The 16845-nt window shown below is 34.1% G+C and carries 17 protein-coding genes; 11 read left to right on the top strand and 6 right to left on the bottom strand.

All coding sequences use genetic code 11. The features are described from left to right. Positions 1–98 precede the first annotated feature (98 nt). Together AC4BB2_RS07430 and AC4BB2_RS07425 are read left to right on the top strand one after the other, a co-directional pair. Positions 99–818: a winged helix-turn-helix domain-containing protein gene (locus tag AC4BB2_RS07430; protein WP_490472331.1), complete on the top strand. Its 720-nt coding sequence runs from the start codon at positions 99–101 to the stop codon at positions 816–818. Beyond that, positions 819–2288, top strand: a complete 1470-nt coding sequence (locus AC4BB2_RS07425; RefSeq protein ID WP_490472330.1) for an ATP-binding protein — start codon at positions 819–821, stop codon at positions 2286–2288. Positions 2289–2339: 51 nt separating this feature from the next. Here the strand turns inward: AC4BB2_RS07425 and AC4BB2_RS07420 are convergent, their stop codons facing one another. From AC4BB2_RS07420 to AC4BB2_RS07410, 3 genes are all read right to left on the bottom strand, one after another. After that, positions 2340–2891 (bottom strand): P-loop NTPase family protein, encoded by a 552-nt coding sequence (locus AC4BB2_RS07420; RefSeq protein ID WP_490472329.1) that lies wholly within the window; start codon positions 2889–2891, stop codon positions 2340–2342. A 4-nt stretch (positions 2892–2895) separates the two neighbouring features. Further along, the gene (locus tag AC4BB2_RS07415) at positions 2896–3606 is read right to left on the bottom strand and encodes a hypothetical protein (RefSeq protein ID WP_490472328.1); all 711 of its coding nucleotides are present in this window, start codon (positions 3604–3606) and stop codon (positions 2896–2898) included. A 108-nt stretch (positions 3607–3714) separates the two neighbouring features. Then, positions 3715–5808 (bottom strand): LTA synthase family protein, encoded by a 2094-nt coding sequence (locus tag AC4BB2_RS07410; protein WP_490474681.1) that lies wholly within the window; start codon positions 5806–5808, stop codon positions 3715–3717. Positions 5809–6116: 308 nt separating this feature from the next. On the opposite strand from AC4BB2_RS07410, the gene AC4BB2_RS07405 reads away from it, so the two are divergent. Beyond that, positions 6117–7289 (top strand): class I SAM-dependent rRNA methyltransferase, encoded by a 1173-nt coding sequence (locus AC4BB2_RS07405; protein ID WP_490472327.1) that lies wholly within the window; start codon positions 6117–6119, stop codon positions 7287–7289. A gap of 40 nt (positions 7290–7329) precedes the next feature. Here the strand turns inward: AC4BB2_RS07405 and AC4BB2_RS07400 are convergent, their stop codons facing one another. Next, positions 7330–8226, bottom strand: coding sequence for a LysR family transcriptional regulator (locus AC4BB2_RS07400; protein ID WP_490472326.1), 897 nt, complete (start codon positions 8224–8226; stop codon positions 7330–7332). Between the two features lie 287 nt (positions 8227–8513). On the opposite strand from AC4BB2_RS07400, the gene AC4BB2_RS07395 reads away from it, so the two are divergent. The 5 genes from AC4BB2_RS07395 to ybaK all read left to right on the top strand — a co-directional run bounded on the left by AC4BB2_RS07395 (position 8514) and on the right by ybaK (position 14049). Next, positions 8514–10574, top strand: a complete 2061-nt coding sequence (locus AC4BB2_RS07395) for an oxidoreductase (protein ID WP_490472325.1) — start codon at positions 8514–8516, stop codon at positions 10572–10574. Between the two features lie 16 nt (positions 10575–10590). Next, positions 10591–11469, top strand: coding sequence for a shikimate dehydrogenase (locus tag AC4BB2_RS07390; protein WP_490472324.1), 879 nt, complete (start codon positions 10591–10593; stop codon positions 11467–11469). 16 nt (positions 11470–11485) lie between these two features. Then, a complete protein-coding gene (locus AC4BB2_RS07385) occupies positions 11486–12688 on the top strand; it encodes an MFS transporter (RefSeq protein ID WP_490472323.1) in 1203 nt (400 codons plus the stop codon). Between the two features lie 15 nt (positions 12689–12703). Next, entirely contained in the window at positions 12704–13459 is a 756-nt protein-coding gene (aroD, locus tag AC4BB2_RS07380; RefSeq protein WP_490472322.1) for a type I 3-dehydroquinate dehydratase, read from the top strand. Positions 13460–13596: 137 nt separating this feature from the next. Further along, positions 13597–14049, top strand: a complete 453-nt coding sequence (gene ybaK / locus AC4BB2_RS07375) for a Cys-tRNA(Pro) deacylase (RefSeq protein ID WP_490474680.1) — start codon at positions 13597–13599, stop codon at positions 14047–14049. Between the two features lie 34 nt (positions 14050–14083). On the opposite strand, the gene AC4BB2_RS07370 is transcribed toward ybaK, so the two are convergent. Beyond that, entirely contained in the window at positions 14084–14482 is a 399-nt protein-coding gene (locus AC4BB2_RS07370; RefSeq protein WP_490472321.1) for a ribonuclease HI family protein, read from the bottom strand. A gap of 83 nt (positions 14483–14565) precedes the next feature. Between AC4BB2_RS07370 and AC4BB2_RS07365 the strand changes: the two genes are divergently transcribed. Further along, complete coding sequence (locus AC4BB2_RS07365; protein ID WP_490472320.1) at positions 14566–15009, top strand: EbsA family protein; 444 nt, start codon at positions 14566–14568, stop codon at positions 15007–15009. Positions 15010–15048: 39 nt separating this feature from the next. Here the strand turns inward: AC4BB2_RS07365 and AC4BB2_RS07360 are convergent, their stop codons facing one another. Continuing rightward, positions 15049–15249, bottom strand: a complete 201-nt coding sequence (locus AC4BB2_RS07360) for a cold-shock protein (RefSeq protein ID WP_490472319.1) — start codon at positions 15247–15249, stop codon at positions 15049–15051. Between the two features lie 511 nt (positions 15250–15760). On the opposite strand from AC4BB2_RS07360, the gene AC4BB2_RS07355 reads away from it, so the two are divergent. Both AC4BB2_RS07355 and AC4BB2_RS07350 read left to right on the top strand, forming a co-directional pair. Beyond that, positions 15761–16144 (top strand): hypothetical protein, encoded by a 384-nt coding sequence (locus AC4BB2_RS07355; RefSeq protein WP_490472318.1) that lies wholly within the window; start codon positions 15761–15763, stop codon positions 16142–16144. Next, a complete protein-coding gene (locus tag AC4BB2_RS07350; protein ID WP_490472317.1) occupies positions 16144–16845 on the top strand; it encodes a CBS domain-containing protein in 702 nt (233 codons plus the stop codon). The genes AC4BB2_RS07355 and AC4BB2_RS07350 overlap by 1 nt, the downstream gene beginning before the upstream one ends.

Genomic DNA, 16845 nt, shown 5'->3' with positions numbered 1-16845 from the left:
AAAGCTTTTTTGAAGAAAGAGAGAAGTTATTGGAGCTGGCCGAATTTTAGAGTATAATATAACTGACGTTAAACTTGAAGGAAAGAGGCGAATATATAATGAATGTATTAATGATAGAAGATAATGAATCAGTATCAGAAATGATGCAAATGTTTTTCTTAAACGAAGGTTGGGATGCTACCTTTAAATATGATGGCAAAGAAGGCTTGGATGCTTTTTTAGAGAATCCTGAAAAATGGGATATGATTACATTGGATTTAAATCTACCAACAATGGACGGAATGGCTGTATGTCGAGAGGTTCGTAAGGTTTCTAATACTGTACCAATTATTATGCTAACAGCTAGAGACTCTGAAAGTGACCAAGTTATAGGATTGGAGATGGGAGCAGATGACTACGTGACTAAACCATTTAGTCCACTAACATTGATTGCTCGTATAAAAGCCTTACACCGTCGTTCAGAGATTGGTGATCATGGGACTGAGGGGAGTGATCGCTCAGATGATCAATTTGATGTGGAGACAGATCACTTTAAGATGAATACAAAAACCAGAGAAGCTTATCTAGATAATAAATTGATTGGTGGTTTAACACCAAAAGAATTTGATTTACTTTATACTTTAGCTAAAAAACCAAGACAGGTATTTTCACGTGAACAGTTACTTGAGATGGTTTGGGACTATCAATATTTTGGCGACGAACGTACCGTTGATGCACATATTAAAAAATTACGTCAAAAAATTGAAAAAGTAGGACCACAAGTGATTCAAACTGTTTGGGGCGTTGGGTATAAATTTGATGATTCCGGAGTCGCTTAGATGAAATATTTATATCAACAATTATTGGCTTTTTGGGGTGTAATTATTCTAATCATTTTGATTGTAGGTACATCATTTACACAACTGACTAAAAAAACAATGCAAGATAACAACTATGAGCAGCTTCGAGGCTATGCAATATCTGCTTGGCAAACGAAAGATTCCATCAATCGCTTACCTGGAATGACAGATCAAGATATCTGGAATAGATCATTTAATTTGTTTGAAGGCTTTTTAAGCAATCAAGATGTTCAATTTGTCTTTTATGATAGGGCAATGAACGTTCAGTATCCTGAAAATACAGAAAAAAAAATAGATAATTCTGTAATCAAAGAGAACTGGAATGCATTAATGGAAGGACAGCAAAAATATGCTACGGTAGATAAAGATATTTATGGAGCGAAACATGTGTCATCTTATGTGATGCTGCCTGTTAGCCAGATAGATGTTCAATCCAACAAAAATGTCATTATAGGTGCGTTGGTAATTACGCAACCAGCGAAGAATGTTTCTAATAGTGTAGATGCAATCACTGCAAATTTATTTAAAGGTTTCATTATATCAAGTATTGTAGGGTTGATTTTGAGTTATTTCTTTGCCAGTTTCCAAGTGAAACGAATTAATCGAATGAGAAAAGCGACAAAAGAGATAACTAGTGGCAACTTCGATGTTAAACTTGTCACCCATGATAAGGATGAATTTGATGATTTGGCGGATGATTTTAATAAAATGGCTGAATCTTTAAAAGAATCTAGAGAAGAAATCGATCGTCAAGAAGAGCGAAGACGTCAATTTATGGCAGATGCCTCTCACGAAATGAGAACCCCATTAACAACGATTAATGGCCTACTTGAAGGACTGCAATACAATGCAATACCTGAAGGTCAAAGAGAGAATGCTATTAAACTCATGCAAAATGAAACCTCTCGCTTAATTCGCTTGGTAAATGAAAACTTAGATTATGAAAAAATCAGAACCAACCAAATCAGTATTGTGATCAAGAAATTTGATGCAACAGAAACGTTGAAAAATATTCTGACACAGTTAGATGCAAAAGCTGACTCTGCCAATGATCGACTTATTTTAGAGACGAATGAACCAATTGATGTTTATGCTGATTACGATCGTTTTGTACAAATAATGGTAAACATTATTCAAAACGCAATACAGTTTACCCAAGATGGTGAAATACGAGTTCGCATACAAAAAGGCTATTTGGAGACAATTGTAACGATTACGGATACAGGTATCGGGATGTCAGAAGAACAAGTTCAAAATATTTGGGATCGTTATTATAAAGTTGATCCATCTAGAAAAAATACAAAATATGGTGAGTCTGGTTTAGGCTTATCAATTGTTGAGCAATTGGTTCGTTTACACAAAGGGAAGATTAGTGTTGAAAGTGAAGCAGGGAAAGGGACCAGTTTTACTATTTCATTTCCTGATGTAGAGATTGCTGATCAAGAATAGAATAAAACTAAAAGATCCGATTAAACATTAATGTTTAATCGGATCTTTTAGTTATGCAGTTTTGATAATTTTGTCCATATAAGGACTTTCCGCAATTTGAATGTCATTTGTTAAAACCAGAATCGCTTTTTGCCTTTCCTTTGCTATTTTTTGAAGCAAAGGCAGTAAGTTTTGCCGCTGGCTGATGGAAAGCTCCTGAAAAATATCATCAATAATAATAATATCCTTATCAATAAGCATTAGTTGAACTAGTTGAAGTTTAATACGTTCAAAAGAAGTGAGTTTTTTTTCTGGAGTGTTTAAAACACTATCCGGAAGTCCCACGTATTCAAACAGCTCATGAAGGAGCATTTTTTTATTTTTTTCTTTGATAGAACTCCCTACAAATAAATTATCTCTAATGGAAAGATAAGGTAAAAATGTGTTTTCAGAAAGAATGAAACCAACGGCCATAGATTGTTTCAAATCAAATGTTTTGTCAATTAGAAAATAAAAATCTGCTTGAATACTGCCTTGATCTTCCAAAACAACAGTCATGTGTTGTTGCTGGAACAATTCATTGAAGCGGTCATCTGTCCAATTTTTTGCTAAAGAATGATTCATTCACTCACATCCTAAATACGTTTTTAGATTTTTTTGAAGAAAAATAAGATAACAATAAAGTACTCCCAATTGTAATAGATAATAGGATAAGACAATTTTTTAAGAAAGCCCTAAAAATTGTTGCAACAGGCAAGCTGTTAATTCCGATTGCAAGAAAATGGGTATCCTTGTTTGCATTGACGATTTGATTAGGTGTACTTTCCAAAAGTACACTAGATGAGAAGAAAGAGACTTGCTTGATGCCGACTCCATCTGAAACCAAAGGTCTAAGGAGCATTAAGATAAACTCATATGTATGTTGGCAAACTAAAAGCAGCACGGCAATAGCCAAAATTCCTGCAATTATAGGGATAAGATTTTCTAAAAGGGACTGCTTAATGATGAAACGATTTGAAAAGCCCATAATACGCCATTTCATCATATCCTGTTCTTTTATCTTTGATGAAACAAAAATCAATCTTACAATTAAAATCAACCCGAGTAATAGAACAATCAAGTACATAGCAGTATAAAGTTTCATAATTTTTTGGTAATTAAGGAGGTAGTCAGATTCGTTGATAAAATTACGAATTTGTTTGTTCACCATTTTTTCTGTATCAACTAAGTTTAAAATACTTGTTGAGAAAAGTAGAAAAAAAGCAGAGCAGACTCCAATACCAAAAGAAATTTTTTTATGGTAAGAAACGCTGGCAAAAGCGTAACGTATATTTTTCAAATATATTCACCTCACTACAATAAGTATAAAATAAGAATATGAATTAATTATGAACAAGATATAAAAAAGCTTGAGTAATTTACTCAAGCTTTCATGACTATTTTTATGCTATTTTCCAGATTTTAGATAATCTTGGAAAGACTCAGTATGGTATTTATCAACAGTAGATGTATTATTATTTTTACTATAAACACTAGTTGAATCTTTACCTTTGTCTTTTTCAATCTTCTCTAATTGTTGTAATTGATCTTTGTAGTTATAGTTATCTGGGTTTACAGGATTTAATCCGCTGTTGGTATAGAATCGTAACAAGTCACCATTAGTTGTTTGATCAGAGATTTTAAGCTGCAAATCCGCTTTTTCTTTTAATGCTTGTGCTTCTTGTTTCTCTTGCTCAGTTGGTTCTTCAATCAAACGACCAGTTGCTGTTTCATAAATACTAGAGCCCAGCATAGTGTATTTTGGTGAAACATAGTTTCCATTTCTAAAGGCAACAAGTTGAGAATTTTCTTTAGAGAATAAGTCTTGTCCCATTTGAATATACTCTTTTGAATCAATCCCCATTAAATGTAATAGGGTAGGTAAAGCATCAACTTGACCACCATAAGTATGATTGATACCGCCGTTTGTTTGACCTGGAATATGAATCATATATGGAACACGCTGCATTGCTGAGTTGTCAAAGTCATTCCAAGTTGATTTTGTTTTTCCAAGTAATTCAGCCAAGTTTTGGTTTCTAGAAGTTGAAATACCATAGTGATCGCCATAAAGAACGATTACAGAGTTTTCATACAAGCCAGAAGCTTTTAGGTAATTAAAGAACTCTTCAACTGCTTTATCTAGATAATTTGCTGTAGCAAAGTATCCATTGATTGTTTCATCAGATGTTTGAGCAATCGGGAATCCTGCTTCATTATTTGTGAATTGTGAATACGGATAGTGATTAGATACAGCAATAAATTTAGAATAAAACGGTTGTTGTAAATGCTCTAAATATTGTGCTGATTGCTGGAAGAACGGTTTGTCATGTAGTCCATATTGGAACGAATTATCTTCATTAACATCATAGTAATTTGCATCAAAGAAATAATTGTACCCTAAATGTTTGTACGTTTCATTACGGTTCCAGAAGTTACCAGCATTTCCGTGGAAGACTGCACTTGTGTAACCAGCTTTTTGATCTAAAATAGCTGGTGCTGCTTCAAAGGTGTTTTTGCCACCAACTTGAGTGAAAAGTGAACCTTGATCTAAACCGAATAAAGAGTTTTCGAACATCGTCTCAGCGTCACTAGTTTTTCCTTGTCCCACTTGGTGGAAGAAGTTATCAAAACTATACGTGCTGTTGTTGTGATATAAGCTATTAATAAATGGTGTAACAACATGTTCAGTTCCATTTTCATCTTTTAACTTATAGTCAATTAAAAATTGTTGGAAACTTTCTAAGTGAATGTAAATCACATTTTTACCTTTTGCTATACCGAATGTATCTGGGTTTGGAGCTGCATAATGACCTTTTACATAATCAGACACAGTATCCATATCATTCTCACTAGCTTCCGCTCGAACTTGGTTTGTCTGATAAGTAGTAACGCCATCATAAACTGTAAAAGCGTTAAGCCCTAAGAATTTAACGATATAGTCCCTAGAAAATTGACGGCCTAATAATTGAGGACGGGCAGTTTCAGCTAAAGTTAAGTTTGCCGCAAAGAACAAAGCAGACAGTAAGCTAATTGAAACAGCTACTCGAGCTCGCACAGGACGTTCATCCATTTTGATTTTTTTAGCAATTAATAAGATACCAATAATAATAAAGTCTAGCCAATAAACAATATCGTAGGGTCTGAATAAACGCAAGGCACTTTCACCAAGACCACTAGCAACTTTACCAGCTCCAAGCATTGTATTGACAGTAATAAAATCAGTAAATTCTCTATAATAAACAACGTTAGAAAATACTAGTAAAGTCATTAAGAAATAAATCAGCATCATAGTTATATAAGATGCTTTTTTTCGTCTTACATATAATGCAATAGCCAATAAGAAAAATGTTGAAGCAATTGGATTAATAAAGAGAATAAAATACTCGAAAGCATTCTCAATTCTTAAATGAAAATCTACTGTATAAGCAAAAATATTTTTTAGCCAAATTAATATAGCGACAAAACCGAATAGTCCCAACCGTGTGTTTAAAATGTTAGGCATTTTTATTTTTTTAAAAATAGTCAAAGTAAACGTATCCCTTCCGATATCAAGTCTAAAGAAAGCTAATGAAAAGTTTTCATAAGCTTTACATATACTGTTCTAATTCTACTCTCTCTCTAATTTTATGTCAATTTAAATCAAGTTTTGAGACGGAAAAGTTAATAAAATTTTACTTTTCTTAAGATACTGAAGTTAAATCATTAAATTAATGCTAACGACAGGCGAACTGTTTTTTGATATACTAACGAAGGATGAAATAAGTAGCAGCATTAATATAGAAAGAAATTAGATAAAGGAAGTCGCAAAAAATGGATATAATAGTAACGAATAAGTCAGAAAAAAAGTTTAAAGAGAGATATCCTCTTATTCAAAAAGAGGATTTACTAAATGTTCCCAATTCATTTTCAGATGAATGGATCAATTTTGTAAGTAGTAAGGGGCAGTATATTGCTACAGGTTACCTTGGTGAACAAAATAAAGGGATTGGCTGGTTAGTGAATTGGAATGGCAATGTAGATTCACTTTTTTTGGAAAATCTATTTCTAAAAGCTAAAAATCATCGTGCTCAATTTGAACAGGATGAATCAACTTCTGCATATCGCTTATTTAACGGAGAAGGTGATGGGTTAGGTGGATTGACCATTGATCGATATGGGGATTTTGCAGTTTTTTCTTGGTACAATCAAACGTTATATCAGAAAAAAGCTGAGATCCTTCAAGCCTTTAGAAAAAGTGTTCCTGAAATAAAAGGGGCATATGAAAAAATTCGTTTTTCCAATCAATCGTTACCAGAATCTCAAAAATTATTTGGTTCGGATGCTCCTGAACCACTGTTGGTTTGCGAAAATGGCGTGAATTACGCTACTTATTTAAATGATGGCCTTATGACTGGGATTTTTCTGGATCAAAAAGAAGTAAGAGGTCGTCTGGTTGATGGTATCGCTGCTGGAAAAACGGTATTGAACATGTTTAGTTACACTGGGGCTTTTTCAGTTGCTAGTGCAATGGGTGGCTCGGATGCGACAACAAGTGTCGATTTGGCTAAGCGTAGTTTACCAAAAACAAAAGAGCAATTTGAAGTGAATCATCTGGATGCGGATGCTCAAAAAATTGTGGTAATGGATGTTTTTGAGTATTTCAAATATGCGAGTCGGAAAAATCTTAACTTTGATGTGATCGTTCTAGATCCACCAAGCTTTGCTCGGAATAAGAAAAAAGTATTTTCAGTTGCTAAAAACTATGGTGATCTAGTGAAGGATTCTGTTGATATTTTAAAAAATAAAGGCTTGTTGATTGCCTCGACAAATGCGGCAAACATTTCTATTGATAAGTACAAAAAAATGATTACTCAAGCACTAGAAGAAAAACAAGTTCGTTATGCATTTAAAGAAACGTATCAACTTCCTAGTGATTTTAAAACAAATAGACACTTTGAAGAAGGAAATTATTTAAAAGTTTTCTTCATTGAAATACAGAAATAATAAAAGAGGAATCGTTCGATTAGTTGAACGATTCCTCTTTTTATTGATAGAACATATTTTGAGCAAATGGGACAACAAATTCTTTGAAGCGTAACGCAGCTGGTGAAAGAAAATGTTCCTTTTTGGTGGCAAGATAAATATAACGGGGGAAGAAGTTATCTTCAAGAGCAATGGTTTTAACCTTATAGGCAGAAATCGAAGGGATTTTTGGAATTAATGCAATGCCATAATCATTTGCAACAAATCCTAACATCGTATGATCTTCTTCTACTTCACAAATAATTTTTGGAGTGATAGAAGCTGCCGTCAGCATTTTATCAATATAAGGTCTGAGTCCGCTTCTATTATTGAAATAAACGAAAGGAAAATCTCTGGTTTCGTTCAGTGAAATGCTGTCATAGATTGCTAATGGATGATCGAGGGGCACAATCAAGACGATTTCTTGTTCAGTTAAAATTTCATAATTCAACTGTTCATCTTCTTTTAACTTAGACGTTATGGCAATATCAACTTCTTCTTTTAGTAACAAGTCAGTCATATCAAATGAATTTCCTTGAAACAAGTTAAAACGGATTTGTTCATTACCGGGATAAGCTGAAAATTCTTTCATTAACATAGGGGCTAAATAAGAGCCAGCAGTGTAGATAAAACCGAAATCAATCAACCCTTTTTCTGGGCTGACTAATTCTCTTAGTGCTCGTTCACCCTTAGTTAATTCTTCTAATGCAGTGGAAACATAGGTGTAGAAAAATTTACCATATTTTGTCAACTGAATATTTCTACCTTTTTTTTCAAATAGCTGGGCATCTAACTCTTTTTCCAATTCAGACATAGAGTGACTTAAATTGGGTTGCGTTGTATTTAACAACTTTGCAGCATGGGTCATGTGTTGGGTGTCTGCCAACATTCTAAAAAACTCTAATTGCCTTAGATTCATCCAGAAAACTCCTTATTGTTGATTCATAAATTCAGTTTATCAATAATTACACAAAGATGCATTAAAAAATAAAAATCTCTTTAATAGAAATAATCGTTAATACATGAAATTTATTTATTGAAAGGATAAAAAAGATTCATTGGAATTTATGGGTTGTCTGAATTAAAATAAAACTATAGAAATTGTGAAAAAAGTAACAATCAATTTTATTTAGTTTCAATAGGTACTCTAGCTGTGTATTATCTAGTTACGCTAGCTTGCTTACCTTTCAAATTTAGGAGGTCATCATGAATAATTATCAAGCAATCTTTGAACCTTTAACGGTAAAACGAATGACGCTAAAAAATCGAGTTGTTATGCCACCCATGGGAACCAACTTTGCAAATATGGACGGTACATTCAGCATGCAGCATGTTTCATATTATGAGCAACGTGCCAAAGGTGGAACAGGTTTGATTACGTTAGAAAATGTTTGTATCGATTTTCCAATGGGTACGAATGGTGCTCGTCAACTAAGAATGGACAATGATCAATATATTTCAGGATTATGGAATTTCAACGAAAAAATGCATGCATACGGTGCCTGTACCTCTGTTCAAATCAATCATGCTGGTGCATCAGCTTATGGCTTACGTTTAGAGGGTGAGCAGCCTGTTTCTGCATCAAATATTCCTTCTAAAAAAGGAAATCCAATTCCTCGACCTTTAACGGAAGAAGAGATTTATGGAATTGTTGATCGGTATGCACAAGGAGCTTTAAGAGCGCAGCGGGCTGGATTTGATTGTGTAGAAATTCACGCAGGTCATTCTTATCTGCTAAGTCAATTTTTATCACCGTTGTACAATAAGCGAACAGATCAATTTGGTGGCAGTGCAGAAAATCGTGCTCGGTTGACTAAATTAGTCGTTGAAGCGGTTAGAAAGGCTGTTGGGCCATTTTTCCCAATTTCTTTACGTTTTAGTGCGGATGAATTATTAGAAGGTGGCAATAGCTTAGAAGATACGATTGAAATTTTGAGTTATTTTGCTGAGGAAGTGGATATTTTAAACGTTTCTGCAGCATTGAATGATAGTTTACAATACCAAATTGATAAAATGAATTTGCCAGATGGCTGGCGTGCATATATGTCAAAAGCAGTGAAAGAACGTTTTCCTGATAAAGTAACGGTAACTTCTGGAAATATTCGCAGTCCTAAACGGGCGGCAGAAATTCTTGAATCTGGCGATGCTGATTTGTTAGCAATGGGTCGAGGACTGATTGCAGAACCCAATTGGGTCAATAAAGTAGCAAACGGGCAAGAGGATCTTTTGAGAAAATGTATCTCTTGCAACATTGGTTGTGCGGATCATCGTATTGCTAAGGCACGTCCAATGCGCTGTACAGTCAATCCTGATCTACATTATGAAGATGAGTATAAAATGAAACCTGTGTTGCATCCTACAAAAATGGTTGTGATTGGCGGAGGAACTACTGGCCTTGAAGCAGCAGCAACAGCTGCTGAAGTTGGGGTGAATGTAGAACTTTTTGAGCAAAAAAACTATTTAGGCGGTTTAGGACATGAAATTGCTCGCTTCCCAGATAAAAAAAGAATTGATGATTTTATCACTTATGAAATTAATCGTTGTAAAGAATTAGATAATCTTACTATCCATTTGAACCACGCCGCAACACTGGCAGATATTGAAAAAATCGGTCCAGATATTATTGTCAATGCAACAGGAGCAAAACCTTTGTTGCCGCCAATCAATGGGTTAAAAGAACAATTAGACAATCCAAAAAGAAAGATATTCTCTATTTTTGATATTTTAGATGATATGACAAAATTCCAAGAGTTTGAAGGCAAAGAAGTTGTTGTAATCGGCGGCGGTGCTGTTGGTTTGGATGTTGTTGAATATTATGCAGAACGTGGTGCAAAAAAAGTTAGCATTGTAGAAATGCAAGGTGAAATTGGAAAAGACTTGGATTTGATCACGAGATTAGCAATGATGGAAATTGTAGAAAAATTTGGTGTAGAAGTTCATGTTGAAACGAAACTGACAGAAGTTAGAGAAAGCAGCTTCGTAGTTGAAAAAGATGGACAAACGATTGAGCTACCATTTGATTTAGGTTTTGTTTGTCTAGGGATGCGTGCACAAGCACCGATGATTCGTGAATTAGATAATTATGCTAGAAGTAATGGCGCTGTTCTTCTAAATATGGGAGATAGTAAAGTTGCTAGACGAATTATGGAAGGAACTAGAGAAGCGCGGGATATTCTGAAAACCATCGAAGTATTGGAAAATACTCGAACACAGAAAGCGTTATTTGAACAAACGAAAAATCTGCAAAAAGCACCACAAACTATATAAAGCGAGGGAATTTGAAATGACAGAAAGAATTGACGGCCATACGTTATTAATCAGTTTGATTGCAACACCGATTCGACATAGTTTATCACCAACCATGCATAATGAAGCATTCGCTAAGTTAGGTTTAGACTATGCTTATATGGCATTTGAAGTAGGGAATGAAGAGTTAAAAGATGCCGTTCAAGGTATCCGAGCTCTAGGGATTCGTGGTTCAAATGTTTCTATGCCTAATAAGCAAGCGATCATTCCTTATCTAGACGAGCTATCACCTGCTGCAAAATTAGTTGGAGCAGTGAACACAGTGACGAATAAAGACGGGAAAGGGTATTTAGTTGGACATATAACAGATGGTACTGGCGCTATGCGTGCTTTAAAAGAAGAAGGGGTAGAAGTAAAAGACCAAATCGTCACAATGACAGGTGCTGGTGGTGCTGGAACAGCTATTGCAATACAAGCTGCTTTGGATGGTGTTAAAGAATTACGAATATTTAATATTAAGGATCAACATTATAAAACTGCAGAGGAAACTGTGAAAAAAATCAACGAAAATACTGAATGTAAAGCAACGCTTACGGACTTAGCAGAACAGGAAGCATTCAAAAAATCAATTAGTGAAAGTAGTATTTATATTGATGGAACAGGTGTTGGAATGAAACCTTTACAAGAAGAAAGTCTGATTAATGATCCAGCAGTTATTCATTCAGATTTGGTTGTATTCGATGTAGTTTATAGTCCAAAAGAGACAAAATTATTAAAATTTGCTCGTTCAAATGGTGCGAAAAAAACAATCAATGGTCTAGGTATGATGCTTTATCAAGGGGCAGAAGCATTCAAACATTTTACTGGAGAAGAAATGCCAGTTGATTACATTCAAGAATTATTATTTAAAGACTAATAGTTAGGAGAAAATGATGAAAAATAAATACACACCGACCGCGATAGGTCTATATATTAATTATATTGTACACGGTATGGGCGTTATCATTATTTCGCAAAACCAAAATTCGTTAATGACTCAATGGGATACAGATTTGATGGGGATTGCTAAAGTAATTTCAATGTTAGGAATTGGACGTTTGATTGCTATTATGATTTCAGGAAGATTATCTGATAAATTTGGACGTAAACCATTTATTTACCTAGGGATGGTTACCTACGCTGCTTATTTCTTTGGCATACTTTATAGCCCTAGCGTTGAGTTAGCGATGTTTTTTGCAGTAATTGCCGGAATTTCTAATTCGTTTCTTGATTCAGGAACATATCCAGCACTAATGGAATCGTTCCCTAAAACAGCAGGTACAGCGACCGTTTTGTTAAAAGCATTTATTCAAGCTGGTCAATTTGCGTTACCTTTGATTATTAAATTCTTAGTTTCTAATCACTTATGGTTTGGTTGGTCCTTTATGATTGCAGCAATTTTACTTGGAATAAATGCCATTTATTTGTGGAAACAACCGTTTCCAGATACAGACGCAAAACAAGTGGAAGAGACACAAGAAGTGATGGAAGAAGCACCCACAGTAGTATTTAAATCAAAGCCAAAAATGGCCATCGAAGGTGTAGCTTTTGTTTTATACGGTTTTATTGCACAAGCAACATTTTATTTAATCAGCCAATTTATCGGAACTTATGGTGAAAAAGTAGCAGGTATGTCTCAGACAGATGCAGGCGTTTTGGTTTCTTATTATTCAATTGGTTCATTATTATGTGTGGCATTTACAGCAATTATGGCTTCTAAAGTCCGCTCCGTTTATTTAGTAGTGATTTATACATTGGTTTCTTTCCTTACGATTTCTGTTATGTGGTTATTCCCAACACCTTTAGTATGTATGATTGGGGCAGCGTTAGTCGGTTTCTTTGCAGCTGGCGGCGTGTTACAATTAGGCTTAACAGTTATGGGGGAAATGTTCCCGGCAGGAAAAGGAACGATTACAGGTATTTATTATACCTTTGGAAGTATTGCCTCATTCGTTATTCCTGTAGCAGCAGCTCAAATTGCAAAAACAAATGTACGTGGTATTATGTTATTCGATACGATTATTGCGGGGATTGGTTTTGTGTTAGCGGTTATTATTTTCATTCGCTATCGTCAAACAATCGATACGTCTAAATAAGGAGGAGCCAAAAAAATGAAGACAGTTACGATTAAAAATGTGACACTTGGAAGTGGAAGTCCTAAAATTATTGTTCCTCTTGTAGGTAAAAATGAAGCAGAGTTAGTAGCAGAAGCAAAACATTTATTGACAATTGATTGTGATCTTGTTGAATGGCGCGTAGATTTTTTTGATCAAGTTCAGGACTTTCAAGAAACAGCTGAAATGTCAAAAAAAATTGCAGAAATTTTATCAGATAAACCAGTTCTATTTACCTTCCGTACCAAGCAAGAAGGTGGCGAAATTCCATTTTCAGATGAACAATATTTTGGTTTATATGAAACAGTTATCACAAGTGGAGTGATTGATTTATTGGATGTTGAATTATTTATGGATGAAAAACTGGTTCAACAAACGATCAACTTAGCTCATAAAAAAGATATTAAAATTGTTATGTGTAATCATGATTTTGATAAAACACCTGATAAAGGAGAAATTGTTGAAAGATTATGCAGTATGCAAGAAAAAAATGCGGATATCTGTAAAATTGCTGTTATGCCGCAATCATCAGGCGATGTATTAACTCTTTTAGAAGCAACTAATGAAATGAAAAGAAGCCACGCAGATCGACCAATTGTTACGATGTCAATGGGACAATTAGGAATGGTTAGTCGGATATGTGGAGAAGTTTTCGGTTCAGCGATGACTTTTGGTGCAGCAAAAAAGGCTTCAGCACCTGGACAAATACCCGTAGAGGAATTACGAGAAATTCTTGAAACGTTATCGTTATAATAAGCAGGCTAGGTTAGAAGCGAGGATGTTCGTTTCTAATTTAGCCGTTTTTTCTTGCATCCCATTATTTATTTGATAAACTTAAATTGAGGTGAGTAAAATTGAGCAAGAAAAAGAAAATACAAAAAACAAATGCTATGCGGATTGTTGAGCAACAAAAAATTCCGTATAAAGAATATGAATTTGAATGGAGTGAAGACCATTTAAGTGCAGATCATGTGGCAGAAAAGTTAGGAATAGAAGATGGGAAAATTTTTAAGACATTAGTAACTGTTGGTAATAAAACAGGTCCTGTTGTTGCTGTTATTCCTGGTAATAAGGAATTAGACTTAAAAAAGTTGGCCAGTGCAAGTGGCAATAAGAAAGTTGAAATGCTTCATTTGAGGGATTTAGAAGAAACGACAGGCTATATTAGAGGTGGTTGCTCACCAATTGGAATGAAAAAATTATTTCCAACCTATCTTGCAGAAGAAGCCAATACTTATGAAACTATTATCATCTCAGCTGGTAAACGGGGGATGCAGATCGAATTACCGTCTGCATCAATTCTTCAAGTAACGAATGGTAAAATGGTTAGTTTGACAATATAAGGTTCTTATAAAAAACAGGAACAGATGGACTTTGCTAGTCCTGATATTTTCGTAATGCTTGTCTTGCCAAAGTATCAGCACCTTTATTTTGACTTTCAGGAAGCCACTTTACTAATAGTAGCGGGAAATTATTTTCTAGCTCTTGAAAGGTATGTAGATAGGGCTGGAATAATGGATTTTTAGCATGTTTTTTTTCAATTGTTTGAACAACGATTTTGCTATCAGAGTGAATTAAAACGGATTGATTATTTAAATGTTTTTCAGTCACTAATTGAAGAGCCTTAATAAAAACTTTAAATTCCGCTTCATGATTGGAACACTCACCAAGTGATACATGTATCTGCTCGTGAAGAGAATCACCCACAATAACGATACCACCGGCACTTGGACCAGGATTTCCTTTTGTTGCAGCATCGACATATATTCGTAACATAAATATCTCCTTATTTTCTTTTCGTTCAAAGTTGAAGTATGTTATTATTATAACATACTGAATTTTTATTAAGGGGTCGCTACATGAAGAAAAGAGTCTATCATTGGCAACCAGAATTATCAACAGCGATAATTTATTGGTCTTGTACATTTGGCATTTTATTTTTAAGTTTAATTTTGACATTGGAACATACTCGTCCTTATACGACTAGTAATATTGTGTTAGGCATTTTCTTTTTCTTTGCGATATTAGGATTTAATCGTTATTTTATAATTGAAGATGAACACTTGCTCGTCCATGCTTTATTGCCAGTTAGACGAAAAAAAATAGCATTAGCAACAATCGAAATCATCCGAATTGGACCTAAATGTATTGAATTAAAATCAACAGATTTTAAAGGCAAGACAAAACTATTTATTATGACACAAAAAAACAAAATAGCCTTTATAGAGTCTATGAAACAGCAAAAATTGTTTACAGGAAAAATCATAGATGATCCTGAGCTGAAAATAGGCAAACATTATTAAAAAAACAGTATTCTGCTTAGAGCAGGATACTGTTTTTATCTATATTTTCTTCACATGAGCGGCTTGTAAACCACGTGTACCTTCCATTACTTCAAACGCTACTGCTTGATTTTCTTCTAATGACTTAAAGCCATCTTCTTCGATTGCTGTGAAATGAACAAAGATTTCATCGTCTTCATTGTAACTAATAAAACCATAACCTTTTCTATTATCGAACCACTTGACAAACCCTTTTTCCATTCAAATCACGCTCCTTTAGTTTATAAAGTCTAGCATCATTATAAAGTGAAAAAAGGTACCCGTCAAACTTTTGCAAAAATGTGGTTTTTATGAGGGAAAAGCATAAGAAAAAGAATATAATCGGAAATAACTTAACGAAATGATAGGAATGTTGTAAAAAGGTTCGGTAAATAATTATTTTCAGGAAACTAGATATCAAAAACACATAAGATATTGACTTACCACTAATCAATAAAGGATTTGAATCAATCGCTTTGATAGAAAGTTATCTAGAATTGTTTGGTAAATACAAGATAAAAATTGTTTTTTTCAACTATTCAGCATTTGGCTAAAATAATAATGCGATTGGTTTATTTTAATAAGAGTGATTTTTTTTAAAAAGAGTTTATGGTTGAGACTTTTGTTCTTTGTTGTCATTTAATGTAGTTTATTTCCGTTCAAATCAACTTACTTCTTTCAGTCTGACGTTTTTTGTTATATACTTTATATTAAAGCTCGAGGAGGGATCAACATGAATATTCGTTGTACGAGAAATACCGGATTTTATGGAATCGGCAGTCCAATCGAGATCAAAAAAAATGGTGAAAAATGGTTTTATTTAAGCCAAAATGAAACCAAGCAAATTGAGTTAGATGACAAAAACTGTACAATTCAGGCAAAATTTTTCTTTTTGAAAAGTGCGCCGTTGATTGTTAATGACGAAGGACAGCAGGTTGATTTAGAGATAACAATGAATCCTACGCTGATTTTGATTTATGTTATACTCTTTGTTGGAATGTTTTTAATCCCTCTGCTTCATTTGAATATAATAGGCATTTTAATGTTATTCATTATCTATTTTATTTTTGTGCTTTCAATGTTGAATAAAGCTTATATTATCAAGGAGAAGACGTAATGGGAGAGAGAGCTGAAGAATTTTTAAGTAGTTTTAACCGGATTGAAAAATGGTTTCGTGAGCAATTAAATAATCCAACAAATATGGGATTTAGCGAAATGGTTCGTAGGTTAGCGAGAAAAAAAGAAAATCAGGTTTTGACTTTTCAAGATGATTTACTACAAATGGCACAGCTAAGAAATGCAATCGTGCATGAAAGAATTTCAACAGATTTTGTTATAGCAGAACCAAACGAGTGGGCAGTGAAACGTATTCAGGAAATTGAAGAAGCCTTGATTCGGCCTGAAAAAGTTTTACCTCGTTTTGCAAAGAAAGTGACTGGATTTGATGTAAATATTTCAATCAAAGAAATTTTATCAATCGTCGCTCGTAAACAATATTCTCAGTTTCCAATATACGATGATGGTATCTTTCAAGGATTGATTACGGTTCGTGGCTTGGGCATTTGGTTAGCTGTTGAAAGTTGTAAAGGAGACATTCATTTAGAAGGAAGAATAGCTTCTGAGCTTTTAGTCAGTAATTACAAAGGTAGTAATTACCAATTTGTTAGTAAAGAAACGACGGTTTATCAAGTAGAAGAAATGTTTGCAACTCAAATCAGATTAGAAGCCATATTGATAACCAAAGATGGTAATCCAAATGGCAGTTTACTTGGTATTATTCGTCCAAGAGATTTATACAATAATTTAGAGAAGGAATGA

This window comes from Enterococcus sp. AAFC-DPL-5146, assembly GCF_058216635.1.
This window is presented reverse-complemented; position numbering and strand designations above follow the sequence as displayed.

What these genes read in the sequence shown, in the direction of transcription:
- AC4BB2_RS07425 (WP_490472330.1), top strand. Translation starts at nt 819, where the DNA reads ATGAAATATTTATATCAACAATTATTGGCTTTTTGGGGTGTAATTATT.
- AC4BB2_RS07395 (WP_490472325.1), top strand. Translation starts at nt 8,514, where the DNA reads ATGAATAATTATCAAGCAATCTTTGAACCTTTAACGGTAAAACGAATG.
- AC4BB2_RS07410 (WP_490474681.1), bottom strand. Translation starts at nt 5,808, where the DNA reads ATGCCTAACATTTTAAACACACGGTTGGGACTATTCGGTTTTGTCGCT.
- AC4BB2_RS07400 (WP_490472326.1), bottom strand. Translation starts at nt 8,226, where the DNA reads ATGAATCTAAGGCAATTAGAGTTTTTTAGAATGTTGGCAGACACCCAA.
- aroD (WP_490472322.1), top strand. Translation starts at nt 12,704, where the DNA reads ATGAAGACAGTTACGATTAAAAATGTGACACTTGGAAGTGGAAGTCCT.
- AC4BB2_RS07370 (WP_490472321.1), bottom strand. Translation starts at nt 14,482, where the DNA reads ATGTTACGAATATATGTCGATGCTGCAACAAAAGGAAATCCTGGTCCA.
- AC4BB2_RS07350 (WP_490472317.1), top strand. Translation starts at nt 16,144, where the DNA reads ATGGGAGAGAGAGCTGAAGAATTTTTAAGTAGTTTTAACCGGATTGAA.
- AC4BB2_RS07385 (WP_490472323.1), top strand. Translation starts at nt 11,486, where the DNA reads ATGAAAAATAAATACACACCGACCGCGATAGGTCTATATATTAATTAT.
- AC4BB2_RS07360 (WP_490472319.1), bottom strand. Translation starts at nt 15,249, where the DNA reads ATGGAAAAAGGGTTTGTCAAGTGGTTCGATAATAGAAAAGGTTATGGT.
- AC4BB2_RS07365 (WP_490472320.1), top strand. Translation starts at nt 14,566, where the DNA reads ATGAAGAAAAGAGTCTATCATTGGCAACCAGAATTATCAACAGCGATA.
- ybaK (WP_490474680.1), top strand. Translation starts at nt 13,597, where the DNA reads ATGCGGATTGTTGAGCAACAAAAAATTCCGTATAAAGAATATGAATTT.
- AC4BB2_RS07430 (WP_490472331.1), top strand. Translation starts at nt 99, where the DNA reads ATGAATGTATTAATGATAGAAGATAATGAATCAGTATCAGAAATGATG.
- AC4BB2_RS07390 (WP_490472324.1), top strand. Translation starts at nt 10,591, where the DNA reads ATGACAGAAAGAATTGACGGCCATACGTTATTAATCAGTTTGATTGCA.
- AC4BB2_RS07405 (WP_490472327.1), top strand. Translation starts at nt 6,117, where the DNA reads ATGGATATAATAGTAACGAATAAGTCAGAAAAAAAGTTTAAAGAGAGA.
- AC4BB2_RS07355 (WP_490472318.1), top strand. Translation starts at nt 15,761, where the DNA reads ATGAATATTCGTTGTACGAGAAATACCGGATTTTATGGAATCGGCAGT.
- AC4BB2_RS07420 (WP_490472329.1), bottom strand. Translation starts at nt 2,891, where the DNA reads ATGAATCATTCTTTAGCAAAAAATTGGACAGATGACCGCTTCAATGAA.